Source organism: Candidatus Poseidonia alphae, from assembly GCF_943787815.1.
In the GTDB taxonomy this organism is placed as follows: Archaea; Thermoplasmatota; Poseidoniia; order Poseidoniales; family Poseidoniaceae; genus Poseidonia; species Poseidonia alphae.
The window spans coordinates 374412-399204 of record NZ_CALSNW010000003.1; the positions used below are offsets into that span (position 1 = coordinate 374412).

General features: G+C 49.5%; 26 protein-coding genes, 1 tRNA gene and 1 pseudogene. 13 read left to right on the plus strand and 15 right to left on the minus strand.

Features of this window, described 5'->3' with window-relative positions:
- From sufB to AAA857_RS06415, 5 genes are read left to right on the plus strand one after another with little or no spacing between them, the layout of a single operon-like run.
- Positions 1 to 1407, plus strand: a complete 1407-nt coding sequence (sufB, locus tag AAA857_RS06395; RefSeq protein ID WP_338174127.1) for a Fe-S cluster assembly protein SufB — start codon at positions 1 to 3, stop codon at positions 1405 to 1407.
- 11 nt (positions 1408 to 1418) lie between these two features.
- Positions 1419 to 2444 carry a SufD family Fe-S cluster assembly protein gene (locus AAA857_RS06400; RefSeq protein ID WP_338174128.1) on the plus strand — a complete coding sequence of 342 codons (1026 nt, stop codon included), beginning with the start codon at positions 1419 to 1421 and terminating at the stop codon, positions 2442 to 2444.
- A 4-nt stretch (positions 2445 to 2448) separates the two neighbouring features.
- Entirely contained in the window at positions 2449 to 3639 is a 1191-nt protein-coding gene (locus AAA857_RS06405; RefSeq protein ID WP_338174129.1) for a SufS family cysteine desulfurase, read from the plus strand.
- On the plus strand, positions 3636 to 4052 hold the full coding sequence (locus tag AAA857_RS06410; RefSeq protein WP_338174130.1) for a SufE family protein: 417 nt from the start codon (positions 3636 to 3638) through the stop codon (positions 4050 to 4052). The genes AAA857_RS06405 and AAA857_RS06410 overlap by 4 nt, the downstream gene beginning before the upstream one ends.
- 2 nt (positions 4053 to 4054) lie before the next feature.
- Entirely contained in the window at positions 4055 to 4372 is a 318-nt protein-coding gene (locus AAA857_RS06415) for a metal-sulfur cluster assembly factor (protein ID WP_338174131.1), read from the plus strand.
- Positions 4373 to 4494: 122 nt separating this feature from the next.
- Here the strand turns inward: AAA857_RS06415 and AAA857_RS06420 are convergent, their stop codons facing one another.
- The 6 genes and pseudogenes from AAA857_RS06420 to AAA857_RS06445 all read right to left on the minus strand — a co-directional run bounded on the left by AAA857_RS06420 (position 4495) and on the right by AAA857_RS06445 (position 9408).
- The gene (locus tag AAA857_RS06420; RefSeq protein WP_338174132.1) at positions 4495 to 5982 is read right to left on the minus strand and encodes an MBL fold metallo-hydrolase; all 1488 of its coding nucleotides are present in this window, start codon (positions 5980 to 5982) and stop codon (positions 4495 to 4497) included.
- Positions 5983 to 6034: 52 nt separating this feature from the next.
- Entirely contained in the window at positions 6035 to 6619 is a 585-nt protein-coding gene (locus AAA857_RS06425; protein WP_338174133.1) for a glutathione S-transferase, read from the minus strand.
- 31 nt (positions 6620 to 6650) lie between these two features.
- Positions 6651 to 7766, minus strand: coding sequence for a GTP-binding protein (locus AAA857_RS06430; RefSeq protein ID WP_338174134.1), 1116 nt, complete (start codon positions 7764 to 7766; stop codon positions 6651 to 6653).
- 81 nt (positions 7767 to 7847) lie between these two features.
- Positions 7848 to 8285, minus strand: coding sequence for a thrombospondin type 3 repeat-containing protein (locus AAA857_RS06435; RefSeq protein WP_338174408.1), 438 nt, complete (start codon positions 8283 to 8285; stop codon positions 7848 to 7850).
- Positions 8268 to 8372: pseudogene (locus AAA857_RS06440) on the minus strand (thrombospondin type 3 repeat-containing protein); the annotation flags it as partial. The gene AAA857_RS06435 and the pseudogene AAA857_RS06440, both read right to left, overlap by 18 nt.
- A gap of 502 nt (positions 8373 to 8874) precedes the next feature.
- Positions 8875 to 9408, minus strand: a complete 534-nt coding sequence (locus AAA857_RS06445) for a hypothetical protein (RefSeq protein WP_338174135.1) — start codon at positions 9406 to 9408, stop codon at positions 8875 to 8877.
- 101 nt (positions 9409 to 9509) lie between these two features.
- Here AAA857_RS06445 and AAA857_RS06450 point away from each other — a divergent pair, with 101 nt between their 5' ends.
- Entirely contained in the window at positions 9510 to 10193 is a 684-nt protein-coding gene (locus tag AAA857_RS06450) for a hypothetical protein (protein WP_338174137.1), read from the plus strand.
- 38 nt (positions 10194 to 10231) lie between these two features.
- Positions 10232 to 10816, plus strand: coding sequence for a nucleotide exchange factor GrpE (locus AAA857_RS06455; RefSeq protein WP_338174138.1), 585 nt, complete (start codon positions 10232 to 10234; stop codon positions 10814 to 10816).
- Between the two features lies 1 nt (position 10817).
- Here the strand turns inward: AAA857_RS06455 and AAA857_RS06460 are convergent, their stop codons facing one another.
- On the minus strand, positions 10818 to 11369 hold the full coding sequence (locus AAA857_RS06460) for an adenylyltransferase/cytidyltransferase family protein (RefSeq protein ID WP_338174139.1): 552 nt from the start codon (positions 11367 to 11369) through the stop codon (positions 10818 to 10820).
- A 9-nt stretch (positions 11370 to 11378) separates the two neighbouring features.
- Positions 11379 to 12563 carry an alanine--glyoxylate aminotransferase family protein gene (locus AAA857_RS06465; RefSeq protein ID WP_338174140.1) on the minus strand — a complete coding sequence of 395 codons (1185 nt, stop codon included), beginning with the start codon at positions 12561 to 12563 and terminating at the stop codon, positions 11379 to 11381.
- Positions 12564 to 12674: 111 nt separating this feature from the next.
- Between AAA857_RS06465 and AAA857_RS06470 the strand changes: the two genes are divergently transcribed.
- The 5 genes from AAA857_RS06470 to AAA857_RS06490 all read left to right on the plus strand — a co-directional run bounded on the left by AAA857_RS06470 (position 12675) and on the right by AAA857_RS06490 (position 16119).
- The gene (locus tag AAA857_RS06470) at positions 12675 to 13370 is read left to right on the plus strand and encodes a hypothetical protein (protein WP_338174409.1); all 696 of its coding nucleotides are present in this window, start codon (positions 12675 to 12677) and stop codon (positions 13368 to 13370) included.
- Positions 13371 to 13384: 14 nt separating this feature from the next.
- Positions 13385 to 14452 (plus strand): radical SAM protein, encoded by a 1068-nt coding sequence (locus AAA857_RS06475; protein WP_338174141.1) that lies wholly within the window; start codon positions 13385 to 13387, stop codon positions 14450 to 14452.
- Positions 14453 to 14497: 45 nt separating this feature from the next.
- A tRNA-Val gene (locus AAA857_RS06480) sits at positions 14498 to 14573 on the plus strand.
- Positions 14574 to 14651: 78 nt separating this feature from the next.
- Positions 14652 to 15296 carry a hypothetical protein gene (locus tag AAA857_RS06485; protein ID WP_338174142.1) on the plus strand — a complete coding sequence of 215 codons (645 nt, stop codon included), beginning with the start codon at positions 14652 to 14654 and terminating at the stop codon, positions 15294 to 15296.
- Positions 15247 to 16119, plus strand: a complete 873-nt coding sequence (locus AAA857_RS06490) for a hypothetical protein (RefSeq protein WP_338174143.1) — start codon at positions 15247 to 15249, stop codon at positions 16117 to 16119. Before AAA857_RS06485 ends, AAA857_RS06490 begins: the two co-directional genes overlap by 50 nt.
- On the opposite strand, the gene AAA857_RS06495 is transcribed toward AAA857_RS06490, so the two are convergent.
- Genes AAA857_RS06495 through AAA857_RS06525 form a run of 7 tightly spaced genes read right to left on the minus strand, consistent with a single transcriptional unit; the run spans position 16100 to position 22947 of the window.
- Positions 16100 to 16858 carry a phosphatase PAP2 family protein gene (locus AAA857_RS06495; protein WP_338174144.1) on the minus strand — a complete coding sequence of 253 codons (759 nt, stop codon included), beginning with the start codon at positions 16856 to 16858 and terminating at the stop codon, positions 16100 to 16102. The two genes, AAA857_RS06490 and AAA857_RS06495, sit on opposite strands and share 20 nt — an antisense overlap.
- Positions 16818 to 17969, minus strand: coding sequence for a hypothetical protein (locus AAA857_RS06500; protein ID WP_338174145.1), 1152 nt, complete (start codon positions 17967 to 17969; stop codon positions 16818 to 16820). Before AAA857_RS06500 ends, AAA857_RS06495 begins: the two co-directional genes overlap by 41 nt.
- A 10-nt stretch (positions 17970 to 17979) precedes the next feature.
- Positions 17980 to 18501, minus strand: coding sequence for a hypothetical protein (locus AAA857_RS06505; RefSeq protein ID WP_338174146.1), 522 nt, complete (start codon positions 18499 to 18501; stop codon positions 17980 to 17982).
- Complete coding sequence (locus tag AAA857_RS06510; RefSeq protein ID WP_338174147.1) at positions 18501 to 19187, minus strand: ATP-binding cassette domain-containing protein; 687 nt, start codon at positions 19185 to 19187, stop codon at positions 18501 to 18503. The genes AAA857_RS06505 and AAA857_RS06510 overlap by 1 nt, the downstream gene beginning before the upstream one ends.
- A complete protein-coding gene (locus AAA857_RS06515) occupies positions 19180 to 20952 on the minus strand; it encodes a hypothetical protein (RefSeq protein WP_338174148.1) in 1773 nt (590 codons plus the stop codon). Before AAA857_RS06515 ends, AAA857_RS06510 begins: the two co-directional genes overlap by 8 nt.
- Before the next feature lie 9 nt (positions 20953 to 20961).
- A complete protein-coding gene (locus AAA857_RS06520) occupies positions 20962 to 22086 on the minus strand; it encodes a thiamine ABC transporter substrate-binding protein (RefSeq protein ID WP_338174149.1) in 1125 nt (374 codons plus the stop codon).
- The gene (locus AAA857_RS06525) at positions 22087 to 22947 is read right to left on the minus strand and encodes a thiamine-phosphate synthase family protein (protein WP_338174150.1); all 861 of its coding nucleotides are present in this window, start codon (positions 22945 to 22947) and stop codon (positions 22087 to 22089) included.
- 401 nt (positions 22948 to 23348) lie between these two features.
- Here AAA857_RS06525 and AAA857_RS06530 point away from each other — a divergent pair, with 401 nt between their 5' ends.
- Positions 23349 to 24779, plus strand: a complete 1431-nt coding sequence (locus AAA857_RS06530; protein WP_338174151.1) for an aminotransferase class V-fold PLP-dependent enzyme — start codon at positions 23349 to 23351, stop codon at positions 24777 to 24779.
- The last annotated feature ends 14 nt before the right edge of the window (positions 24780 to 24793 follow it).

A 24793-nucleotide genomic window follows, 5' to 3' on the forward strand; every position in this document is an offset into this window, starting at 1 on the left:
ATGAGCGATGAAGCACACGACGCAGTTGGAGATTACCAATTTGGATTCCACGACCCTGAACATTCTACCATCCGATTTGACAAAGGACTGTCGGAACAAGTCGTGAGGGACATTTCCGCTCTCAAAGACGAACCACAGTGGATGACCGACATTCGAGTGAAGGCCTACAGGCACTTTGTAGAACGGCCAATGCCCGATTGGGGCAACTGCCATTCACTCAATCAAATTAATTTTGAAAATGTCACGTACTTTCTGCGCTCATCTGAATCAACTCAGAACGATTGGGATGAGGTCCCTGAAGACATTAAAAATACCTTCAACCGATTGGGGATTCCTGAAGCTGAGCAGAAATGGCTCGGTGGAGTCACTGCTCAGTATGAATCAGAAGCCGTTTACCATTCCATCCGCGAAGACCTCGAAGAACAAGGCGTCCTGTTCCTTGACATGGACAGTGGATTGAAGAAATTCCCTGAAATTATCAAACAATATTTTGGAACCGTAGTACCCCACACGGACAACAAATTTTCCGCTCTGAACACCGCTGTTTGGTCTGGAGGTTCCTTCATCTACGTTCCCAAAGGAATTCATGTTGAAATGCCTGTTCAAGCATATTTTAGAATCAATGCCAAGAATATGGGGCAGTTTGAACGAACCCTAATCATCGCCGATGAGGACAGCAGTATTCACTATGTTGAAGGCTGTACTGCTCCGACGTATTCAACCGATTCATTGCATTCTGCTGTTGTTGAACTCATCGCCATGAAGGGTGCAAAAATTCGCTATTCAACCATCCAGAATTGGTCTGCTAACGTGTTCAATCTTGTTACCAAGCGAGGCGTTGCATACGAGCGAGCAACCATCGAATGGGTTGACGGAAACATCGGTTCTAAATTGACGATGAAGTACCCCTCTGTTCTTTTGAAAGGCGAAGGCGCTCACGCCGAGGTCATATCTGTAGCATATGCTGGCAAGGGTCAACATCAGGATGCTGGGGCCAAGGTCCACCATCTTGCACCCAACACCACTTCGAACATTCTCTCAAAATCCATCTCAAAGAACGGAGGGCGTTCCTCGTACCGAGGCATGCTGCAGGTCACGCCAAAATCTGATGGATGCCGTTCTAAAATCGTGTGCGATGCTCTGATGCTGGACAGTGAATCTCGTTCCGATACCTATCCAACCATGGAAGTTGGCAATCCGACGGCCGACCTTGAGCATGAAGCAAGCGTGTCAAAAGTATCCGGTGACCAACTGTTCTACTTGATGAGTCGGGGATTTACGGAAGAGCAGGCCATGGGACTCATCGTCAATGGATTCTTTGAACCGTTCACACGAGAGCTGCCGATGGAATATGCTGTTGAACTCAACAAACTCCTTGAATTGGAAATGGAGGGTTCGATTGGATGAAGTACTCCAAGATGGAACTTCCCTCAAGGGCTGACCATTTGTGGAGATACACTCCCTGGAAACGGATCCACCCTTCTACCGTTGAAACCATACCTGATGCCGTCCCCTTCCGTTGGACCATTGATGAAGGCGGTTCTCTCATTGATGGCGTGCCTCGGGTCATGACGGACGGAGATATTGCTCGGGTCTTTCTCAGCGAACTTGGCCGGACTGGAGTCTCTCTTTCCCCCGACGGAGCAACCCCAGTAGTCCACCTTCATGCAGTAGCCTCAGGTCATGTCTCCGTGGGCCACCTTCACATTGATTTTAACCATGATGTGACCGTCATCGTCCACCTCTCCGGAGAAGCAGGGTGGGCAGGCCTCCATGTTACGGGAACTGCACAATCGAATGTCCGGGCAGCAATTGGTTTCATCAACGAATTGTCAGCAAATTCTAAACTGCTTCGTTGCGAAGACTGGACCGTTCAACGTGACGCGACGCTTGAGATGGCTTCCCTCTCAATTGGAGGATTCCGCTGTAAGAACGATCTTCGTACTCGTCTCATCGCCGGCGGAGGCAGTTTAACCCAAGCAATATCCGTTCATGGTCACGACCAGCGTCATGTTGACCATCACATCGAGATTCACCACGACGTAGGTCATACCAATTCCGACCTTCACATTCACGCAGCTTGCAACGATGAAAGTCACTCAATTTCAACCGGGCTGTTGACCATTGCTGAAGCAGCCAACCACTCCGACGCAGGTCAGGTATTCAAGAATCTACTTCTTTCTGAACGCTCCCGAGCTGAAGCCATCCCTGAACTGGAAGTTTTAGCGGATGAAGTCTCAGCCAACCATGGGGCTGCGAGTTCTCCTGTTAACGCTGAACAGATGCATTACCTCATGAGCCGTGGAATCGGTGCTGAAGAGGCAACGGCACTCATCATTGAAGGATTCATGCAAGACGGTTTTACAGCGCTCAATTCAAAGGCCCTGGTAGACGAAATGCGCACCCGCCTCACCGTACACTTAGAGTGCGAATTGATGAGGTGAAACCATGCTTCGTGATCAGTTCCCAATTTTGCAACGAAAGGTCAACGGCTACCCGTTGATTTATCTTGACAACGCCGCAACGACACAAAAACCTCAGGTCGTTCTCGATGCAATGAACGATTACTATTCCAAATCCAATGCCAACGTTCACCGTGCAGTTCATACCCTTGCAGGAGAAGCAACCGAAGGGTACGAATCGTGCCGCAGTAAACTCAAACAGCGGTATAACGCAGACCGTGCAATTCTTACAAGCGGGACAACCGAAGCCATCAACCTGGTTGCTCATGCTTGGGGGAGAGCCAAACTGACGTCTGGGGACGTCATTGTACTCACGGAAATGGAGCATCACTCCGATATCGTCCCTTGGCAAATGCTTGCTGAGGAACGAGGGGTTGAGTTACGCTACGTTCCAGTTGCGCAAGATTTCACTTTGGATATGGAAGCCTTCGACCATGCGTTGGACGGGGCTGCATTGGTATGTGTTGTTCATACTTCAAACGTTCTTGGCGTTCGAAATCCACTGGAAGAAATTATTGAGAAATCACAAGCCGTTGGGGCGCGTGTTCTCATTGATGCTGCTCAGGGACTCCCCCATTCCACCGTGGATTTCCAAGCTTTTGGGGCGGACTTCATGGCGTTCTCAGCCCACAAAATGTGCGGACCTACTGGGATTGGTGCACTTTTGGTGACTCAGTCGGCTTTTGATGAAATGGAACCTTTCATGGGAGGCGGTGACATGATTGAAACCGTGACCATTGAAGGCTCAACGTACCAAACCAATGAACACAAATTTGAGGCAGGAACACCCCGTATCGCAGAAGCGGTCGGATGGACAGCTGCGCTTGAATGGATGGAATCGTTTGATTTGGACAAAGAACATTCACGGTTGATTGCAATTGCCTCATGGGTTGCTGAACAATTACGGGGGCTTGGAATGAGTGTTTACGGGCGGCATGGAGAACAAGATGCTGCGGTTGTGTCTTTTCTCCATCCAACCATCAACAGTGAAGATATGGCTCATCTTCTTGATGCACGAGGTTTTGCAGTACGAACCGGTCATCATTGCGCCCAACCCCTTCTTCACCGACTCGGGATCTCAGGGACCGTTCGTGCATCGTTTTATGTGTACAATACACGGGAAGAGGCCGAAGCTTTCGTTAACGAATTACGTAGCATTGTGGAGAAGTTTGCATGACGTATCCTGAAGCGCTTCAAGAACTGGTTGAAGAGTTTCAGGCTATTGAAGATAAACGAGAACGCCTTGAAATGTTGTTTGAACTCGCTGACGAAATTGTGGAACTTCCTCAAGACCAGTGGACTGATGATACTCGAGTTCGGGGCTGCCAATCTGAGGCTCACGTTAGAATCGGTATCGCCGAAGGTCGCATTCAATTTCTCTCTTCTGCCGACGCAAGGATGGTTCAAGGATTGATGGGCATTCTGACCATTGCTTTGGACGGTCTCACACCCGCTCAGGCCGTACTTATTCCACCAAGCTTTGCTGAAGAGATGGGCCTTCTCAATACCCTTACGCCAAGTCGTTCCAATGGGTTTCGAAACATGTATGATAAAGTGATGACTGAATTACGTCAAAACAGAGGGGATTAATGATGGTGACCAAAGAAGAAGTGATTGAGCAACTGGATGAAGTGGAAGACCCCGAATTGGATTTATCCATTGTTGAACTTGGTTTGGTTTACGATGTTCGATTTGAAGAGAAAGAGGAAGGTACTCACGCTGAAGTTGACCTTACGCTAACCTCTCCAGGATGCCCTGCTGCCCCCGAGATCATGGCTGCAGCTCATCGTGCAGCATTGTCCACAAAAGGTCTTGAAACCGTTCACATCAATTTGGTTTGGACACCGCGCTGGGACCCTAAAATACATGCGAGCGAAGATGCCAAAATGGACATGGGCATATGGGACTGACCTCTTCATGATGTTCGGCTGTAATACCTAAGGAACGTTCAGTAGTCCCTGTTCGTCACCGGGTCTTCAAGCCGCTCTACGAGCCGCAGAAGTTCTTGAACGAATGTTCCGCCAAATGCGGGTCATTCTTCAGCATCGTCATTGTTTCGTTTTGCTTGGCGTCCTGCAATCATCCATACGATACCAACGAGGTTGAGAGGCGCAAGGGCAATCCCAACCAGCGGATTGGTTTTCAAAAACGAAGGTGTTCCAATCGATACGCCCTCCCACCATGGTTCACTTGGAAGCGTTTGGTTGAGCAGGAAGGTCTCACCGATCATCGGTGTTGTGATGGTGAGGTTTTGTTCAGCCCCTTTTGATGAGACAAGTCGAAGTGGCTCGTCCCAAGGGTGAAGGGCCAATTCGAATTTAGAATTATGAATCGGCAGTACCGAACGGGCCTTCAAGTCATGAGCAGCTTGGATGACCTCATCCGGAAACATATGCACGTCTTTCCATGCAGGGTCGTACTGGCCCGATTCAATAAACGCAAGGTCGAACGGACCGTATTTCTCGCCAATGACAGAAAATTCATCGGTGTATCCACTGTCACCGCTGAAGTACATGGACTTGTTGTGAAGTTGGAACACCCAAGAACCCCACAACGTCGTGTCCATGTTGAACAAACCTCGGCCGCTAAAGTGCTGCGATGGAGTGAATGCCACTTGGAATTCGTTTGATACGGTAGCCTCATCGTACCAATCCATCTCAATGATGTTGGCCTCTTCAACATTCCATCGCAAGAGGTGAGCTTTGACGCCGAGAGGGACATAGAAGGTGGAATCACGAAGTTCGTGAACAGTGTCCATGTCAAGATGGTCATAATGGTCGTGCGAAATGAACACATAATCAATTTGAGGCAATTGACTGGGACTGTAGGTGTGTTCGTAAGGAAATGGAGTAGGGCCAAAGAAGAGGGGGTCGGTATGTTCATGTCCAAACAACGGGTCAGTGATGATGGTCATGTTGTACGATTGAATCAGAAGCGTTGAGTGGCCCAACCAGGTAATGCTAATCTCTTCGCCCTCGAGTTCTAAGGGCTGGTATTCTCTTGTAGGTAATACCGAATTTGGAGACCGTTGACTGTCACTCACCATGAAATTCCGGAGTGTACCCCAAAATGAGTCGTTGGCCTTTGTTTCTTCCGAATCCATGTTTTGGAAGGTTCCGTCATCAAAATGAGGAGATTCAAACGATTCAGCGGCCCCTCCCGGTTGCGGGGAGAGGCTCAAAAACAGTGCACCTCCAAGCAGAATGAAGATGAGAAATGACCCGATCACTAGACCGCTAAGTTGCCATCCACGCTTTCTAGAACTGGAAGATTTAGACAATGGCTCAACGGCAAATAAGGTTGTTTTAGAGAGAAGCCAAACTCCGATGCGAAACGCGATGAATATGAACAGGAGATAGATGATGGGTTCCAAGTTCCAACGGTAGAGAAGGAGGAAAAATGTTGTTCCAAACAGAATGAAGCCTCGACGAGCCGTCCCTTCATTTGATGCATCATCACCCGGTAATGGTAATCTGGAACCTTCCAGTTCATCATCAGAGGCCATGCTATCTGCAACCATGTCATTAACCCTCATTGACGTATTTGAAATTCTGTGTACCACGCTTCGCAGTTCACTCGTTCGGCTTCCATTGTTTGTGTTTCTTCATGCAAAGAGAGAACTCTTCTGACCCAAGACATTCTGCCAGCCATTGATGAACACGGGGCCAAGGTTGCAGGTCAAACCACTCCCGATTATGATTTGCAAATTGGCGAACAAAGGGGAAGATGGCATCGCTTAGATGGCCTACAGGCAGTTGGTTCTCGAGTGACATGATGTATTCACAAGCCGCAGTCCTGTGCTCGGTTTCATCAACATCATCGTAACGGTTTGGATATTTGTAACGGTCGAGATGAAACTTGAACTCCCCATCATTACGTTCAATCCATTCTTGTTCATTTGGGTTAAGATTCCAGTTCAAGACATGCTGCATGATTTCGAGACTCTCTTCGATGACGGTTCCATCGTTCAATAACAATACTGGGACGGTCCCTTTTGGAGAAACTTCCAGCATGTGAGCGGGTCGGTCTCGAAGAATCACTTCTCGATGTTCGACTTCGTATCCAGTCCGTACGATGGCCATTCGAGCTCGCATGGCATAAGGGCAGCGACGAAAGGAGTACAAGATGGGAAGTTTTCCCTCGGTTCTTTCGTTCAATGGTTCACCTCTTCATCAGGGATTGAAATGTTCAGCGTTTGACGACGATGGTCAACACATCTCCGTCCTTTAGTTGGTGGTCCAGGCCGACCCTCTGGTCGTCGAATTTAGCACTGGGTCCACAAATTCGTGCAAATCGGAATTTCCTCACGAAATCACGGTGAAGTTTGATGCAAATGTTTTGAACCGTTGAATCGTCCTTAACGATGAGAGGTTCTTCCATGTCAGCTTCTTGACCTTGCGGTTTGAGGTACACTCGCATAAATCCTAGATTGTCATAGATAAAATCCTTCATCTCATCCAATCCAATGTCCTTGAACGCTGAAATGTTCATGATTGGCCATTCCTGAGGAAGTGCTGCACGTGCTCTTGCGATATCATGGTCGGTTGCAATGTCAATTTTGTTGATCGCAATAACCGCAGTTTCATAGATACGATTTCCGGCGAGACAGTCTACGATTTGTTCAGCAGTGGAATCTTCACGCAGGGTGACCAGAGCAGAGGTGTAGCCAAACGAACGAATGATGTCTGCCATTTCTTCATTCGTCAGGTGAGTCTGCTCAACAGTGCTACGGATTTCAACACCACCTCGGTCGGTTCGCTTGATGAAGATGGGTGGTTTCTCTTCGTTCAAGCGAAGTCCAGCATTGTGCAATTCTCTGTGAAGAACATCAAAGTGGCCGTCTTGGAACGGGTCAACGATGTAGAGGACCATGTCTGCGCTACGAATCACGTTGAGGATTTCTCGACCACGGCCTTTCCCTTCAGCGGCTCCTTTGATGAGACCGGGCAAGTCCAGAATCTGAATTTTTGCTCCACGGTGTTCCATCACACCTGGAATACACGTGAGGGTTGTAAAAGCGTAGCCACCGATTTCTGAGTGTGCATCTGTGACCTTCGAGATGAGGGTTGATTTACCAACTGAAGGGAAGCCAACGAGGGCAACGGTAGCATCTCCGGATTTACGAATCTCAAACCCTTTGCCTCCACCGCTCGCTTTCGAATGTGCGGCGACCTTCTCTTCCTTGAGTTTGAGTTGAGCGATTTTGGCCTTCAACTTCCCAATGTGAGCGTTGGTGGCCTTGTTTTTCTGGGTCTTATCGATCTCAGCGCGAATCAACTCGATTTGCTCTTTAATCGTCGCCAAGACAAGACCCTCCTGCTTCGGGGTTCAGCACGTCGTTCTTGAAGGCTCTTACAAAAAAGGCACTTCAACGGGCCGATGGACTCAATCCCGACGAGTCATGATAGTCGCCAAGAGAACGACCAGACCGGTTGCAGCAAGGCTGATGGCCGGCACGGCTGGGGTTTCGTCTTCAGCCTCATCAGCGTCACATGCTGTGCCGACGCCGTCGTTGTCTGCGTCGGCCTGGTCAGCGTTTGCAACCAGCGGGCAATTGTCGCTTTCATCCACAATGCCGTCACCATCATCGTCTGCATCTGCATTGTTTCCAATACCGTCTTCGTCAGTGTCTGTGGTTTCATTGGCGTCGTTGTCAAATGCGTCTTCCGTGTCGTTCAAGCCGTCGTTATCATCATCAGCGTCTGCGTTATCACCGGTTCCATCGCCGTCAAAGTCAGATTGTTCGTTGACATCAAATGGGAATGCATCATCAGAATTATCCACCAGGTCGTTGTCAATGTCATCATCGCAAGCGTCTCCCATGGTATCGTTGTCAATGTCTTCTTGGTTTGGATTTGCATCATCGGGACAATTGTCTGCCTCGTTGTTAATACCATCAGAGTCCGAGTCAAAAGATACATCGGATACGACAATTGCTCGCTCAATCACAACATCCACGACAGGCCGGTATTCTCAGTAGATACTTGGCTGATGTCGTCAACTACATGATGTGCCATCCATAACCTTCCCAAACACAGTGTGAACTCCATTTAGATGAGGTGTTCCAGGAGTTCCATCGACACTGCGTCAGGTCAACAATAAAGAATTGAGAGCCACCGGTATTTGGGGCACTGTCTTTGGCCATTGAAAGCACATAAGGAAATGATCAATCCATTGTTTGCTTCATCTGGGAATGGTGTATGACGTCTGCATGAGCAATCATTGGAGAAGCGCTGCTGTCCGTTACAAACCCTTAGAATTTGCAGCATGTCCTCCTGTGCCATCGTAGTTGGTGAAATCGCCACCTTGAATCATGAAATTATCGATGACTCGGTGGAAGTGGTGCTATCATAACAACCCATGATGCTCAAGAGTGCGAAGTTCTCTGCATGGATTGGGGCAGCAGAATAATTCAGTTCAAGTGTGATGTTTCCACATGTTGTGGTTGCACCTTCACGTTCCTTTCATTGGAATTGAATGTATTGGGCGTAGTGGTTGCATTGGTAGTGCAGCCATTCGCGCTATAATTGTGTCCAAAGTCAAACAACGTGTTGGCTGATGTGGATGCTGAGTTGGGCGGCGGAACATCATTCATGGCAGTTACACTTGCAGTGGTTGTAATGGTGCGTACTGAATCAGGGTCAACTCCAGCATCCCATGCGACACTGACATTGAAGGTTACATTTCCGCCCGCAGAGACGTTGAGATAGGCTGGAGCGTCAACTTCAAGCCCGTCGCCAGTAACTCCTATGCTGATGTTTTCAGTGTATGTTGTTGGGTTTGACACCGTACACTCAAAGGATTCGTTTCCTCCGGCGAGTGGGTCCGTGGGCATGTATGACTCTGTGCATTCGAGCGAAACAGCAGCCCCAGTCATTTGCGCATTTGCATTCATGGGGAGGCCGAGCAGCGATAGGCAAAAGAGAATCGTAAGAATCCTGCGCATGCCTTCACTACAATTGAGGCGTACAAAGTACTTTCCCAACCGTTCCTGTTGAGGATTGGTGGAGCGATGGCCTCAAACGAGACCGTGGCTTCCAATGGCGTATGGGGCTTGAGATGATTGGACTTCTTGTCCACGCCCCAACTCTTGAGTTTCTCATGAATCGTTCGTGGGCCGAACTCTCAACCGGAATGGCTTCCGGTGGTTTTCGTGATCGTCGGCCTGAGCAAGACAATGAACTGACCAACAGCTTTGCAATTGATGCAGAGGCCGAATTGTTGGATTGGATGGATGAGCAAAACATTGGCGAAGACCACTTAGTGCGCGATGCGCTTTCATCGTGTCAAGACGGTGAAGAAGGACTTCTTTTACTCATGAAATGGGCCAGTCCCGGGCAATGGGAAGTTTGGGAAGGACGGGCATTTCTCTACCTGGAAGAAGCCCTTCGCTCTGACGTTGCCGATATTCATGAACTCTACACTCAACACGTTTGGGAGAAGGTTCACGTGAATCTCAAAGGCATATCTGCCGATGAATACGCAGAACGGGTTGTCCTCAATTGGATGACGAGAAGGAAAGCTCTTGGTGAATCGATCGATGAAAAAGACGATCCGAAAATTGTCCCAACATTTCAAGCCCACAATCGTGCCTCGAAAGCCCTGGTGTATGCGGTAAACCGTGCGGCGGATGAGAATGATTTGGAATGGGTTCTGGGGCGGGAGCATCTTGAGGCTACCAAATGGGGCTACGGAGCGTGGAATCTCACCTCCTATCTTCATTCATCCTAAGCGTGGGGTTCAAAATCCATGCGCGGAACCGCCAACTGATGTCCGACGAATTGTCTGAAGAATCACCGGTCGACGAAACTGAAGTGGAAGCACAAATTCCACCAGCAGTGGAAGAGGAGATTTCCGAGCCTTTACCAGAAGAAGAACTTGAGATTGAGGTTGAAGAAGAGCGAGACCCTCTTGAAATCGCTCTTGAGCGTGCGGAATTCGCTGAGAAAGAAATAGCATACAAGGATGCAGAAATCCAAAATGTTCGAAAGCGAATGATGGGTGAAAAGGCCGAATTGATTCAATACGGCGGAATGGGCCTTGCCCGTAGAATGTTGACCATTCTTGGAGATGTTGACCGTGCTATGGTCGGTATTGAAGCAGAAGACGATACCCCCATTGCACAGGGATTGCGCTTGCTACGAAACAAAATGTGGCATGAACTGCAGGCGGACGGGGTCGTTCTTATCGACGCAAAGGAAGCCTCTTTTGACCCAGCCAAAATGGAAGCCATTACAACAATACCTTCTTCTGAACACTATCCTACAGGGACGGTTGTTGATGTTTTAGAACAGGGTTATCTGTACAAATCAAAGGTCATACTCGCAGCCCGAGTCGTCGTTGCTTCAGATTGAATTATCCTGCGTGTACGCCGGTATCAAACGTGGAACAACGGAACATGGCATCGTTGTCAATCAACCACTCAATCACCGATGGTGGGACGCTCGTTTTCAAAACTTCACGAGCAGCATCGTCATCAAAAACCGTTGAAAGCATGCGGATGGTTTGACGTACACGCCAGCCTTCAAGCGTTTCTCGTTGCGACAAATCAACCCGTTTAACGGTCCATCCACTCGCCTCGTAAAGGTCAGCCGTTGGCTCATCCGAGGTGACCAGCACTCCTTTTCCGTGCATCTTCGTTGCATGCTCAACCCAATTCGGTGGGTCGTTGATGTCTTCAATGCCCACCACTTCCAAAGCGATGTGTTCTTGTTCAGCCCACGTTCGTATCATCGCTTCACGTTCGCTCACGGTCCATGGGTTTCTTGCTTCCCACTCGGCTTGTGATGAACCGATGGCGACGACCACTTCTCCTTCAGCACCGGCATGCTTGCCTGCGGCTTTGACGAGGGCTGCGTGTCCAAGATGGAACGGTTGAAACCGTCCCAATACGATGCATCGTGTCATGGCGTTCCCTCACTGAAAATAGGATCTCACATCAACTTCTTGAAGTTCTGCTCCGAATTCAGCAAAACATGCGAGCATACGGATGCAGCCCTCAACCATTTCTTCGACCGGAGTTTCTCCCATTGAACCTACCCGGAACATCTTGCCTTTGAGATGGTCTTGAGCTCCTATGACCTGGGTGTGATACTTGTCCTTGAGTGCCGAACGCCAAGAGTCGTCAATGCCTTCGGGATACATGATTGCAGTGACGGTATTGCTACGCTGTCCTTCGTCGGCAAGAAGAACAAAGCCAAGGTCTGAAAATAAATTCCGAACACCGTTCGCCAGGTGTTCACAACGGTTCCAGCGCCCTTCATTGGTTTCTTCTTTGAGAACTCCGAGGGCTGCTGACCAACCCATGGCCAAGTTGATTGCAGGTGTCCAGGGTGTTTGGTCATCGTCACCCTTCTTCAGAGCCGCCATCATGTCGAGATAATACCTAGGATTCGTATCGTTTTGTGCATGAATGGCATTCATGCGTTCAACGCAATGAGGGCTGACGGCAACGGCTGCAATGCCCGATGGTCCTGCTGTGCACTTTTGTGCGCCCATCACTACCGCTTCCGCCTTCCATTCTGCTGGGTGAACGGGCATGCCGCCTACCGAGGTGATTCCGTCCAAAATGAACGCTGTTTCATGACGTGCACACATCTCCGCAATCGCAGCGGCGTCTTGAGTGATTCCAGTGCTGGTTTCGTTGTGACAAATCAAGACTGCTTCGTAGCACTTGCGTTCCAGTTGCTGTTCCAATTCGTACAGGTCAAAGGAACGCCCCCAATCGTATTTGAGGTGCTTCACATTACAGAACTGTTCACAAATCTGAGCAACACGTTCACCGAACTTGCCGTTGGTAGGGACGAGAACCAAGTCGTTTTGACGGAAGCGGTTTGCAATCACCATTTCCATGGCTGCAGTTCCACTTCCGGATACGACGACGACCTTGTATCCGTCTTCACCGGTCCAAGATTGCTGCTTCATTTCAGGTGATGATGGGCTGAGATTAAACGCATAGCGAAGGCCCGAATTCAACCCCGCCATCACCTGTCGGAATTCGGGGCCTCGGGCCGTCATTACCGGCGTGGCCATGGCTTGCAAACAAGCGTCGTTCATTCGCACCGGGCCGGGGACAAGAAAGCAGTCGCCACTGTGGGACATGCTTCAATGGCGTGCTTGACGGTTCTTGAACTGAATTGTGTCTTCCCCTACTCATGACTTGTTTTCTACACGAGGCGTTGGACTGATAGGGAAGAGGCGTTAGGGGTGGACATGCTCAGTGTTGGCTTGGCCATGCTTCAAGGCGCTCGCCATGAACATGCCGAAGCATTACGGGGCGCAGCAGGTGAGTTGGGGCTTGAACTGAACATCGTTGAATGCCGGCGCGCATCGCATGTGAGTTCGGATTTGGATGCATTGATTCTACCCGGGGGCGAATCCACAACCATGCGAATCGCCAGTCAACATGAATCGCTCCTTGAAGCCCTCTTTGACTGGATGAACAACCATCCTAACCGACCGGTAATGGGAACCTGTGCGGGAGCTATTTTGATGGCTTCTCCTGGCGAAGAACGGACACCGTTCTTGCAAGCATCCATACAACGAAATGGATGGGGCCGACAACGCCAATCGTTTGAATCAACGGTTGATGTGATGCTTGAAACTCCTCAGGGTGATGCATGTGATGTCGCTCCTGCAGACCGGGACATGTTTGCTCATCAACCACTGGAAATGAAATCACAGGCTGCTCAAATTGTAAAAGAAGGATTTCCCGGAGTCTTCATTCGAGCACCGAGGTTCGTAGCAGAAGAGCTCTCGTGCACTCCGGTTGCTATGCTCGGAGATGAAATCGTTGGTGTTCTTGACGGCATGCGATTGGGTCTAACCTTCCATCCTGAATTGACATTGGACCGACGGTTTCATCGGTGGTTGCTCTCTCAGGCAGAACATACCAAGGGGGCCGAATGATGCGAAGTCTAACGATGGCCACCGAAATCTTACCCGCTGAGGACGGTGAAGCAGAGGGTTGCATCCAATGTCAACAAGGAAGCAAGTTGGTTCTCTTCGTCACAGGAAAGTGCCATTGGGGTTGCGATTACTGCCCGTTATCGGAAAACCGTCGTGAAACTCCCGACATGTTTGCCAACGAACGTCGATGCACATCTTGGGATGAAGTCATTGAGGAAGGGCAAGCGATGAACGCAACCGGTACCGGAATTACGGGTGGCGACCCGATGCTTGATTTGGAGAAAACACTTGAAGCCGTGCGTCAATTGAAGGCTGCATTTGGTCCTGAGCATCACATCCATGTCTACACGTCAATTCCCTTTGACCCTCTACGTGCAAAGGATTTCGGCGAAGCCGGGTTGGATGAAATCCGCTTTCATTTATTGAGCGGAACGACGGACAAATACCGCGCTACGATGGAGGCTTGCAGCGAACACAACATCACGGTTGGTGTTGAGTTGCCGTGTGAGCCCGATAACGAGGAAGGGCTCTTTGCCCTTCTTGACGAACTTGAAACCGTTCCGGTGGAATTCCTCAATCTGAATGAATTGGAAATCACGGTCGGCAATCAAGAGAACATGGACGTCAGAGGATTCAACCTCAGTGGAGGGATCACTGCAGCGGCTGAAGGTTCGGCAGAACTTGCTCTGCGTCTGAAAGAAGCCGCTCAAGATAAATCCTATCACTTGAAATTCTGTACTGCGAAATACAAAGATGCAGGACAACTCCGAAATCGGTTCAAACGCCGTGGTCAAGCGACCCTGCGTCCTTACGAAGTTCTGAGTGATGATGATACCATTTTGTTTGGGGCCATTCCTGCTGAACTTCAAGATGCCAACGATGACATCAGTGAACTCAAGGAAGAATTGGGAATTGCAGATGGATGGATTCGCTACGATGGAGCAACACAGCGCATCGAATTACCGCTCACCCTCGCAGAGGAACTGGCTGCGGTGCTGGAGGTGCCTGTGATGCTCGTGGAAGTCCATCCAACGCACGAGCGTCTTGAAGTCGGACTGGTCCATCTCAATCAGCACCGATGAGCACAGTATGGCTTAAACCCGTGAGGCGGGTGGGCGATTTACCTAGGGCTCGTGGTCTAGGGGTTATGATGCCGCCTTCACATGGCGAAGATCGAGAGTTCGATTCTCTCCGAGCCCACCATTAGTTGACAAGTCTATCCATTGGCATTGAAAAACTGAGTGGGCTACATTATTGAACGTCCGGCTCCCAGTACGGGTCATGGGGTTCCTTGACCAAGTCGATTTTGGCGTTTTCAAGGAGAAAACGACATGGCAGGCATTTGGAATTGCCCTTATCATGTTTGGAACCATTTCCTTCGCTGCGCTATCCATGTTTGACAGCATGGATGAATTGTTTCAATCGGACGCCGAACCGGCTCCAATTCCAAACATCGTCTTTGAGTCCCTGAATCGCTCTGATATCGATGCGGGCGTGACCAATGAAACGGGTTTCATCAATCTTGATGACCATCGTGGAAGCATCATCATCTTGGACCTCATGGCTCGTGATTGCAGCAATTGTCACGCTGTTCAAAGATATATTGAGGCGAATATGGATGACTGGCAACGCAGTGCCGAAGAGAACAACACTTCCCTCAAAATCTTCGCTTACGGTGCCTGGTACGGTGAAACCCTCGAATACCTTAACGAAAGCAAGAAATCCTACACGGTCCCGTTGTATCCTACCGGCCTTGGTTCAGAAGATGCAGCCCTTCTTGAGGATGGAACAACAACTGACCCCGTCCGTCTTTTCACCACCAAAGGGGCTGGGCAAATCCCTGTTGTCATGATCATTGATGAGGAGGGTTACATCATTGAGCAACAACCGACGGGCACTCCTGCCGACCTCATGGTCCTCTTTTGATGGGACCTTGATGACCGCCATCTCCAGCAATGTGAGTGAAACATTTGATTCCAGGATCGGTTGGGAAGAGCCTGAAACATCGGTTCTTGCTGTCTTTGTACTTGGAATGGTCCTATCCATTCTCGTATATTTCTCACCCTGTGCCTTCCCCGTTCTACCTGGCTTCATCTCTTACTATCTCTCTCTCGGAGCAAGAGAGGATGAATTAATCGAGCAAGGCAAACTGAAAACAGGAATGCCGAGTTCCTTCAATATTGGAATCCTTTCGGGTTTGGGCATGTGGACGTTCTTTGGTTTCATCGGGATTCTTGCGCTGTTAATGGGTGAATTTTTCGCCTCTTCTGGAATCATTCACACCATCGCCATTTTCGTTGCCATCCTACTCATCGTACTCGGCTCGATGATGCTGCTCGGCGTTACTTCACATGTCATGGGATTCGTTCAAAAATGGGTTGACAAATACAGTACGACTGAGATGGATGAAACCTTCACGCCTCGTCGTAATATGTACCTCTATGGTATTGGATACGCAGCCGCATCCATTGATTGCACAGCAGCAGCAGTTCTTCCTTTCGTCATCTTCCTCGGGACTCTGGGTGCCTCAGCGATTGCATTTGGTGTGGCCGGTTTGATGGTTGGCTTGCTTCTGCTCATGGTGGCGGTTACCATGCTCGTTGGAATGGGTCGTCAAGTGATGATCAACTTCCTGCGAAGGGCAACTGGTATGATCAAAATGGTTGGTTCTTGGATGATGATTATGGCCGGAATCGGGCTCACCATCTACCTTACAAGTCCTCAAACGGTCAATGTTCTGTTTGGTTGAGTTTAGGTTGACACAGGTACAACCAAACCAGCATTGCAAACACACATCCAGTTATGGCGTCAAACATGTAATGCTGCTTGATTCCCATGGTCGACAGAACAAGAAGGCTCCAGCCGATGCCCACGAGGATTGAATGAGCCCTGGTCCATTTCCCATCTTGTACCATCCACCGACGAATGACAAGGACGATGAGAAGGCTCTGGAACACGTGGAGTGAGGGCCATGAGTTGAACGGTGGGTCTGCGTCGTAGAGGGATTTTAGAAACGGGTCCAATAATCCATCATCAATGGTGACTTGGTGTCGTAGATTGACTTTAACTGGCGTGACGATGAACAGCAGACAAGCCATCCATGTTGCGAGTGTGAGGTATGCGTGAAAGATGAGTCCCTCGACACGTCGATTCCCATCACCAGAACCGTACCATGCTACGACGGGGAAGTACAGGTAGAACGAGAAGTAAAACACGATGGTCCAAGGCATGTAAGGTATCATGTCATCAATGAAATTCTCTGGATTGAAGAGGGACACATCCCTCCACGCTGCAATCTGGTTCGTGACAAAGTACGGTACAGCTGCTGTAAAAAGATAGATAGAAAGTAAAAACAGAGCCGTTTGAGGGCGTGACCATGAGAGATAATGTGGAAACCAGCGGTCCATAAAAGCCCACGAATTTGTGGGTGCGCCCTCTACCACTGCCTCACCCTTGCTGTTGTCCTGCGCCGCAGTGTGGGCAAACATTCCACTCTGGTTGGACAATTTGTTGACATGATGGGCAAGGATGCGGGACAGCAAGCGGTGCTTTTCCGCCTTGTTGGCGGAGGAACTCTTGCATGACTTCTGGCGTCAATGCGCCGTTTTCAGCAGCAAGTCGCATCATGGACTCTTGGAGGTCGTTGGAGGTTTTCATACGCTCTTTCTTTCGCTCTTGAACTTCATTGAACAACGACATGGCTACAGCGGTTTTGTCTTCCATTTTCTTGGCGTCGAGTTCTGCTCGTGCATGGTCTCGCTTCAATTCAGCTTCCCATACGGCTTCCTGTTTGCGCAATTCATGGAGTTCTTGTTCCACTTCTATCATGACTTGACCTTTTGCCTGCCCTCGTTGAATGTTCATTTCACATTCAATCCGTCGTAGCGTTACCGATTCACGATGTGCAAGGCGTTGGACTTCAGCTTCAGCCTGTGCGCCCTCGGTGTCGGTCGCTGCTCTAAGGCTATGTTGGAGTGCAGACAGACGTTCAAGGTCGGTTTGATGGGTAATGAGCATAGCGCCCAACATGGTCAAGCCCATGGCTTGGAGAAGGGGACGAAGTTCCTTGTCGCTGCGCATTTGGAACCGCTCTTGGAGTTCAAATCCTCTCAGTTCAGGGAGGGAGTCAACCGATGAAAGGCTTGGTGCAATGACGCGGTGGGAGGCCTCTTGTCCAATGATGAGGGAGAGATTGACCCGATCAAGAACCGGTGCTCTATTGGCGAATAGATTGAGAAGTTTGGGGAGGTCTCCCTTTCGAATTTGCAATCGGAATTGAGCGACACCCTTGGCGCTTTGTCCGTCGCCGAGAGGATGAATAAACGGCACACTGATGTCCATTGGTCCGGTCATCGCAAAGAGCATGCGGCGGTCTTTCGCTTTGCGGCCAAGAAAGTCACCCATGAAACGAGCGAATCCTCCGCCGATGTTGCGGACGACTTCTTCGCTCAAAACATCTCCAATTTTCCCGTCTTCAATGAAAGCACATGCTTCGTTGGGGTTGAGCGTGACATCACTTGTTTTCCATGTTTTGATCGTCTCAGTCTTCACCAAGCGTGCTATTGTTTCTGGGCTTTCTCTCCACCTGAATTTCGTCATCATATCCCCCCTAACTGTTGAGACCGTTCAAGAGTGTTGAACGTTCACTGTAAAATCCCCTGCAGCTTGAAATCATCTGCTGGCACCTTTGAATGGTTGCCGCCAATTCTTCACTTCCCTGTTGTTGAGCTCGCTCAGAATCATTGGAAAGATTGACTGCATTGGTTACCATCTCGATCATTTCATGGTCGTGGACGATCAATGCCTTCATGTCCTTGTTAGAAACGGTACGTTGACCGGAAAAGAATGCATGTTGGGTTCCCGATGAGGATTTGTCTACATCTTCAATCAGGGCATCAATTTCCTGCATGCATGAGCGAGCATTACGGACCATTTGCAAGTCGTCGTTGTCTACTGAACGATCGTGAATGTTTTGCATGTGTTGGCGTACACGAATTGTTGTGCGCACGATTTCATCTCGGATTTGCTTGTCGGTTTCTACCCGCTTTCCTGTTTTGTATCCGCTGTATCCATTGAGGAGAATCTGAACAGCCCGTGTGTACTTGAGAATATCAGCCGGCGTTCCTATCATCATTCCTCACTGTCTGTACCTTGTGTTTCCTCCTTCATAGGAGTTGGTATGCTTTGTGATGACGATACAAGATCTTTCCATGAAATGACGCGGTCTGCCATAATCACTGCCTCCTCTTCATCATGGGTGACGTGGATGGTGGTTATGCCTCGTTCTTTCAGACGCTTTCGTGTCTCCCGTGCGAGACGATGCCGTTGCTCCAATCCAAGGGACGCAAAGGGTTCATCGAGCAACATCACATTTGGAGACTGCAACAATGCCCGAGCAAATGCTACCCTTTGGGCTTCGCCTCCAGATAAGGTCGTGATGTTCTTGCCCTCGGTACCAGGCATGTCAACAAAGTTCAAAACTGCAGATATTTGTTTGAGGAGTTCATCCTTTGCTATGCCTTGTTCGCCTCCCAATCCAACGTTTTTTCCGACATTGAGGTGGGGGAACAGAACCGGCTGCTGGAAAAGCATGGCGATGGTCGGTGAAATGGTTCCGTTTTCGATGCGACCTTCAGCGGTCCGACGCTCTCCCGCATCAGCCTCAATCAAGCCACAACAAATGCGTAACAATGTGCTTTTGCCGCAACCACTCGGGCCGAGTATTGAAACGATTTCACCCTTTTCACAACGGAGATTAAGGCCTTCAAACAGGGTTCGTTCACCGTATGCTTTTGTTAATTGGATGAGTTCAATCATTCGCATCACCTTGGGTTCTTCGCAGTTGTTCACTCAGCCACAATACAAGCAACGTTGTCAGCATCAACGATGCCGCCACCGCCATTGCCGTGGGCATGATCAGAGGGTCGAATTTAGGGCGGCCAAGCAATTGGTCCACCATAATGGATAGGGAGTCCCATGAACCCACCCGAATTAACAGATAGGTCGCTCCGAATTCACCAAGGGAAAAGGCCAGGCAGAGCGATGCCGCCATTGTCATTGGGGCCACCATCGAGGCACCCTTGCTGTGCCACCATGACTGAAGAGGGGGGAGATTGAGGAGACGCACTTGTTCACCAAAAGCTGGTTCAATTCTCGAGAATGCAGGGCGAAGCATTCTGACGAGGAAAGGCAAGACCAGCATGACATGCGGTAAGACGGGTAAGTATCGAAACATGAAAAGTCCAGGATACCATCTCAGCAGACCAAGAACAACTCCCAGTCCAATCATTACGGCCGAAGCGGAAAGGGGTATCATGCAGAATGTGTCAAGCAAAGAAGCCAAACGTCCCTTTCCATCCTGTTCAAGTCGGTGAAACATGGATGCGAGCATGTAGCCGATCGGAAGGGCGATTATCAGCGTAAGGCCTGCGTAGACCAGTGAGTTTTGAAGGGCCTCTAAGAGGGTGATTGTTGAGTTGTCGCCGGCCCAGGCGCGCTGCCATCCTTCAAGCGTCCAATGGAATTCAGTTGAGCCACTTTGAGTGGTTGACCGTTTTCTGAACGAAGCAACAATGACTGAAACCAACGGAAGCATACTTGCAAGCAACAACGAATAGACAACGAACCGAGATTTCAACGGAGGAGGTCCACGGATGTTCCGATTTGTATGCTCTTCGTGAAGAGAGATCATCATTGCATGCTTTCGTTCAAGAAGACCTGCGCTGGCGAGAAGTATTAGCATCAAAATAGCCTGTAGTCCCGCAATTGCGAGTACGCCAAGACTGGTATCTATCCTGTAATTGTAGATGCCTGCTGAACCCCCGAGGTCTGCAAGAAGGGATTCAAGGGTGTTGAAATCTGGTGTCAACCACTTGACCAATGCAAACGAGGTGAAGGAGAAAAAGAAGGCGTAAGTTGCAGCAACGGCAACACTTGGGCCAAGAACAGGTAGCCAAAGATGGCGCCAACGACCGGTCGTAGACTGCCCTTGGGGGAGCATCCGGAGTTGCTCCTCCCACGTCGGGTTAAGTTGGGCAATGACTGGCTCAACAAAGCGAATCATCAGTGATAGGTTGAACCATGCATGGGCGAGAACCAGGGCGATCATGTGACCTGGATGCTGCCAGCCAGTGGTATGGGCAAGCCATCCAATCCATCCAGTTTCACCGCGCAGGTCGATTCCAGTCGCATGTAAGATTCCACCCGGAGACGTAAGGGCTAGAAAACCAGCCGCGGCGACAATTGGAGGGGTGACGAATGGAAGATAGAAGAGTGCCCGTTTTGAGCGAATCCTCCTCCATTGGTAACGACCCAAAGCCCATGCAACTGGGAGCCCGAGAATCACGGTGAGCAGTGTCGATAGCAGGGCTTCAATAAGGGTAAACCGCAATGCATCCACTGCGCCGATTTGCTCAGGGAATTGGCGTAGGGCTTCCAGGGGAGATACCTGAGTCACGTTCCAAAGACGAAGGATGGCCAGAAGAAGAGGCGCAGTGCCTAGAACGACGACACAAGCAAGGGCGAACCATTGGGCAGCATGGTATGCATTTGCAGGGGCAGTCTTGCGTTGGTTCAACGCCATATGTTCATCTCACTGAGTTACCAGTTGCCATTGGTTTAGCCATGTATCCATGTTTTGAGCAATGCGTTCCATCGAGACATTTGCATTCATTGTTGGCGTGTCAGTATGCCATTGGTATCCATCGGTCTCTGGAAACGTCGGTTCTTGTAGAACCGAGAGCATGAGGTTGTTTTCCGGCATGTTTCTATTGACATCCTCTGAAAGAAGATAGTTCAGGAAGGCATTGGCCCCGTTAACGTTGGTTGCCCCGTTGGTAAGTCCAGCATACTCGACTTGATGGAACGTGGAGCGCTCCAGAGTTATTGAGGTGGAATGGGTACTGTTACCGCTGTAAAAGGCTTCAACTCCAGGTGAGTGACAGTACGAGACCGTAAGAAGAGAATCGCCAATATGTCCCTCTGTCCATTCACCGTAACCTCCAGAGTAGTGGACTTCGTAAGCTTCGGTCCAACCTGATGTGAACCGTGCATCATTATCGGCCATAGCCTCCCACCAATCGAATGCGTTCGTGGATTGATTCCCATCGTTTTCAAAATAGTCAATGGTCGCAATCATGAACGCCCTGCCTGGCGATGATGTTACTGGGGACGGGAAGGAAGTCTTCCCGTTCCATTCGGGTCCAGTGAGTTCCCACAAATCCTCAGGGAATGTTCGTTCGGTTTCGTTCAAACCGTTTTCATCAACGTTGAGGCAGACATCTCCCTGGTCAAAAGGAAGGGCGTATGTTCCATCGTAGGGTTGGGTGGCCGAGGGGTCTAACGCTGGTGCTGTTATTGAATGAGGCTGAAGGAGGCAGAAATCAAGAGCCGTTTGGAGGTACGTATTGTCAAGACCTACTGCTATGTCCGATTGCGGAGTTCCTTGTGTTTGCAACAACTGTTCTAGAATTCCACCAGCATCGTCTGCTCGAATGAGTTCGATTTCGTAGCCAGTGCTGTTGGTAAATTCATCGAGCATGGATTGCGAAAATGCGGCTATATCATAGGTTAAAATACGAACTGTGGTCGAGTTGGATGTACTGGTTTCAAGAACACTGCAACCGTCCTTCGAATTGGTTACTGGTTCCAAGCATCCACTCAACGGTGTAACCAATATCAAGAACATGAATGCCGATGCACAAAATTTCATGTCCATTCACTCCGTGTTCATGGCGTCAATAATGACATGGCATCGTTCCACGAGTTCTGCCGTCGTACTGCCGAGAATGTACAGAGACGGCTCCCAGCCAAAGGCACCTTCGTCAATAAGGATGTCAAGAGGGCCTTGTTGTTCCTGCAATTCACCTTTTGGTGCAAATCCTAGCTGGAATCCAAGTTCATCTGAAATGTAATCGAGGTCGCCTTGGTCGACCATCCCGTCAACCATGGGCGGGCGTAAATTAAGAATTGCAGTTTTACTTCGGTCAATGTCACGGACGCGCATGAGAAGGCTGGCAAGGTGATTTGATGCTCCAAATACCGGAGTCTCATGCCGTCGCAACAATCCTTCAACCACGGTCATTCGACCGGGATATGCTGCAACCTCATCTGTTGTTGTGGCTTGACTTGTACAAGCGGCCATGTTCATGCCCACAGCCGGCATGTAGGAGGCGAGCCGTTTCAAATCCAATCGGCCTGCGGACCATTCAAGGCGTCTCAATATGGCGAGAGAGGCTTGGTCCGCATCGAGATTCATACCGGTGAGCGTTTTGTCATAGCGAATGTTTTGGTTGCCTGTAAATTGAAACTCAATGATCAAACGTTGGCGGATCACTTCGGATTCCTTACCCATTTGGGTCATCGAATGTGCAAGTTCTTGAGCCCATCCGTCGATGGTGACTTCATCTGCACTTGCTCCAAGTTTCAGTGCTGCCTTGGTAATTTGGCGGGATACAGTGCTCTGGGTTGAACCAGTAGCCTTTGCGATCTCCATTTGTGACCATCCGTTGGAACGGAGTTCTTTCGCAAGTTGTTGGTGGAGGCGGTCCAGCCATTTGTTCCCAATCGTGCCGAGCATGACCTTGCGAGGATCCCTTCTTTATTCAAACTTGCTATAAAATTATGCAAGGTGAATGGGCCAAGGCCTGAAAAAAAGGCCTTCACCCCAATTTTTGCGGCTATTCGAGCCATCCTTTGAAAAGAATGAACGATTATAGCGATCTCAGGGAACTTGTGAATTCAGAACGATTGATTGGAAAAATTACTCCTTGGTTAAGGATTTTTAGAATCATAAAGCATCTTGCAGTGTCGTTTTTATTCAATATGAATTTTAAATTACTCACCAGCGATATGTTCGCATCTGTTCAACCGCTCTTGGACCTTATTTTGGACTGTTGACCGTCGTCAACTGAAACATTTCAACAATATTTCCAACCGGTTTCACAATCAGCCTCATAAGTCTCCGACGATGCCCACAGCATGGAGACCAACATGGATACAGAGGCGTTCATCAACGAAATAGCCAGCCGCCTGGTCCATTACATCGATTCCAAAGACAAAAATGAACGGGTCAACCCTGAGTTGGGAGCAAGTTCTCTCAAGCGGGTGTTGGATGTTAGCGTTCCTCTTGAGGGGATGGGAATCAACACCGTACTTGACGACCTTGATACCTTCATGGCCAACAGCGTAAAGACCCACAGAGCGGAATTCATGAACCCTCTATGGGGGGGGCTCTCATTACCTGCACTTGCAGGTGAAATCATCGCATCAGCTACCAACAACTCAATGTATACGTTTGAATTGTCACCCATCGCCACTCTGATCGAGCAAACGGTGCTCAAGCGAATGTGTGAGATTGTAGGCTTTCCAGATGGATTTGGTACGCTCACCACGGGTGGTTCAAACGGTAACATGATCGGTATGCTTTGCGCTCGTGAGCATGCGCTTCCTGGCTCAACTAAAACTGGATTTGACGGCAGCAAGATGGTTGCGTTTGTTTCCGCCGAATCCCACTATTCTGTTTTGATGGCCGCTAACGTCATTGGAATTGGCCATCAGAATGTGGTCAAGGTACGCTGTGATGAAGACGGTTGCATGCGTCCTGAAAGCCTCCGTGAAGAAATTGAATTCGCTGTCAAAGAGGGCCTCACTCCTTTTTGTGTCGTCGCAACATCAGGGACGACGGTCCGGGGAGCGTTTGACCCTCTCAATGACCTGGCTGAAATCGCTCATGAACATGACCTATGGCTCCATGTTGATGCTGCATGGGGCGGAACCTGCATGTTTTCACCCACGCACCGTAAACTCATGGATGGCATCCAAAAGGCAGACAGCATCTGCTGGGATGCGCACAAAATGATGGGCTTGCCGTTGATTTGCAGTACCTTCCTCATCAAAAAGCCGCAAGTTCTTCGAACCTTGTGTGGCCATGCTAATGTTGCTCACTACCTTTTCCTGGATGATGCCGAATACGATGACTTGGGGCGCTATTCACTGCAATGTGGCCGACGAAACGATGCACTCAAATTATGGCTTGAATGGAGGGTAAGAGGGGACGCCGGTTGGTCAAAGATGGTCGACCAGTACATGGACCATGCTGCCCATCTTGAGTCCTCGGTCAGAGAACACCCTTCGCTGGAACTCATGTCATCTCGAATGTGGACCAACGTTTGCTTTCGCTATGCTCCAGAGGGAACAGAAATGGACCTGAACGAACTGAATGGTGAACTCAGAAACCGTCTTATTCAGGAGGGGATCTTCATGGTAAGCCGCAGCAACATCGGAGACGATGTCATTCTACGCCCCGTCATTTCGAATCAAAATGTCACGGTAGGCAGTATTGACCGTTTTGTTGAGACCGTTCTTCGTCATGGAGATGAAATCCTCCGTGGATTACCATCAATGAATTGATGAATTCTTGAACC

Coding starts and splice junctions, on each gene's coding strand:
- sufB (WP_338174127.1), top strand. CDS start 1: ATGAGCGATGAAGCACACGACGCAGTTGGAGATTACCAATTTGGATTC.
- AAA857_RS06400 (WP_338174128.1), top strand. CDS start 1,419: ATGGAACTTCCCTCAAGGGCTGACCATTTGTGGAGATACACTCCCTGG.
- AAA857_RS06405 (WP_338174129.1), top strand. CDS start 2,449: ATGCTTCGTGATCAGTTCCCAATTTTGCAACGAAAGGTCAACGGCTAC.
- AAA857_RS06410 (WP_338174130.1), top strand. CDS start 3,636: ATGACGTATCCTGAAGCGCTTCAAGAACTGGTTGAAGAGTTTCAGGCT.
- AAA857_RS06415 (WP_338174131.1), top strand. CDS start 4,055: ATGGTGACCAAAGAAGAAGTGATTGAGCAACTGGATGAAGTGGAAGAC.
- AAA857_RS06420 (WP_338174132.1), bottom strand. CDS start 5,982: ATGGTTGCAGATAGCATGGCCTCTGATGATGAACTGGAAGGTTCCAGA.
- AAA857_RS06435 (WP_338174408.1), bottom strand. CDS start 8,285: ATGGGAGACGCTTGCGATGATGACATTGACAACGACCTGGTGGATAAT.
- AAA857_RS06445 (WP_338174135.1), bottom strand. CDS start 9,408: ATGCGCAGGATTCTTACGATTCTCTTTTGCCTATCGCTGCTCGGCCTC.
- AAA857_RS06450 (WP_338174137.1), top strand. CDS start 9,510: ATGGGGCTTGAGATGATTGGACTTCTTGTCCACGCCCCAACTCTTGAG.
- AAA857_RS06455 (WP_338174138.1), top strand. CDS start 10,232: ATGTCCGACGAATTGTCTGAAGAATCACCGGTCGACGAAACTGAAGTG.
- AAA857_RS06460 (WP_338174139.1), bottom strand. CDS start 11,369: ATGACACGATGCATCGTATTGGGACGGTTTCAACCGTTCCATCTTGGA.
- AAA857_RS06465 (WP_338174140.1), bottom strand. CDS start 12,563: ATGTCCCACAGTGGCGACTGCTTTCTTGTCCCCGGCCCGGTGCGAATG.
- AAA857_RS06470 (WP_338174409.1), top strand. CDS start 12,675: ATGCTCAGTGTTGGCTTGGCCATGCTTCAAGGCGCTCGCCATGAACAT.
- AAA857_RS06475 (WP_338174141.1), top strand. CDS start 13,385: ATGGCCACCGAAATCTTACCCGCTGAGGACGGTGAAGCAGAGGGTTGC.
- AAA857_RS06485 (WP_338174142.1), top strand. CDS start 14,652: ATGGGGTTCCTTGACCAAGTCGATTTTGGCGTTTTCAAGGAGAAAACG.
- AAA857_RS06495 (WP_338174144.1), bottom strand. CDS start 16,858: ATGTTTGCCCACACTGCGGCGCAGGACAACAGCAAGGGTGAGGCAGTG.
- AAA857_RS06500 (WP_338174145.1), bottom strand. CDS start 17,969: ATGACGAAATTCAGGTGGAGAGAAAGCCCAGAAACAATAGCACGCTTG.
- AAA857_RS06505 (WP_338174146.1), bottom strand. CDS start 18,501: ATGATAGGAACGCCGGCTGATATTCTCAAGTACACACGGGCTGTTCAG.
- AAA857_RS06510 (WP_338174147.1), bottom strand. CDS start 19,187: ATGATTGAACTCATCCAATTAACAAAAGCATACGGTGAACGAACCCTG.
- AAA857_RS06515 (WP_338174148.1), bottom strand. CDS start 20,952: ATGGCGTTGAACCAACGCAAGACTGCCCCTGCAAATGCATACCATGCT.
- AAA857_RS06520 (WP_338174149.1), bottom strand. CDS start 22,086: ATGGACATGAAATTTTGTGCATCGGCATTCATGTTCTTGATATTGGTT.
- AAA857_RS06525 (WP_338174150.1), bottom strand. CDS start 22,947: ATGCTCGGCACGATTGGGAACAAATGGCTGGACCGCCTCCACCAACAA.
- AAA857_RS06530 (WP_338174151.1), top strand. CDS start 23,349: ATGGAGACCAACATGGATACAGAGGCGTTCATCAACGAAATAGCCAGC.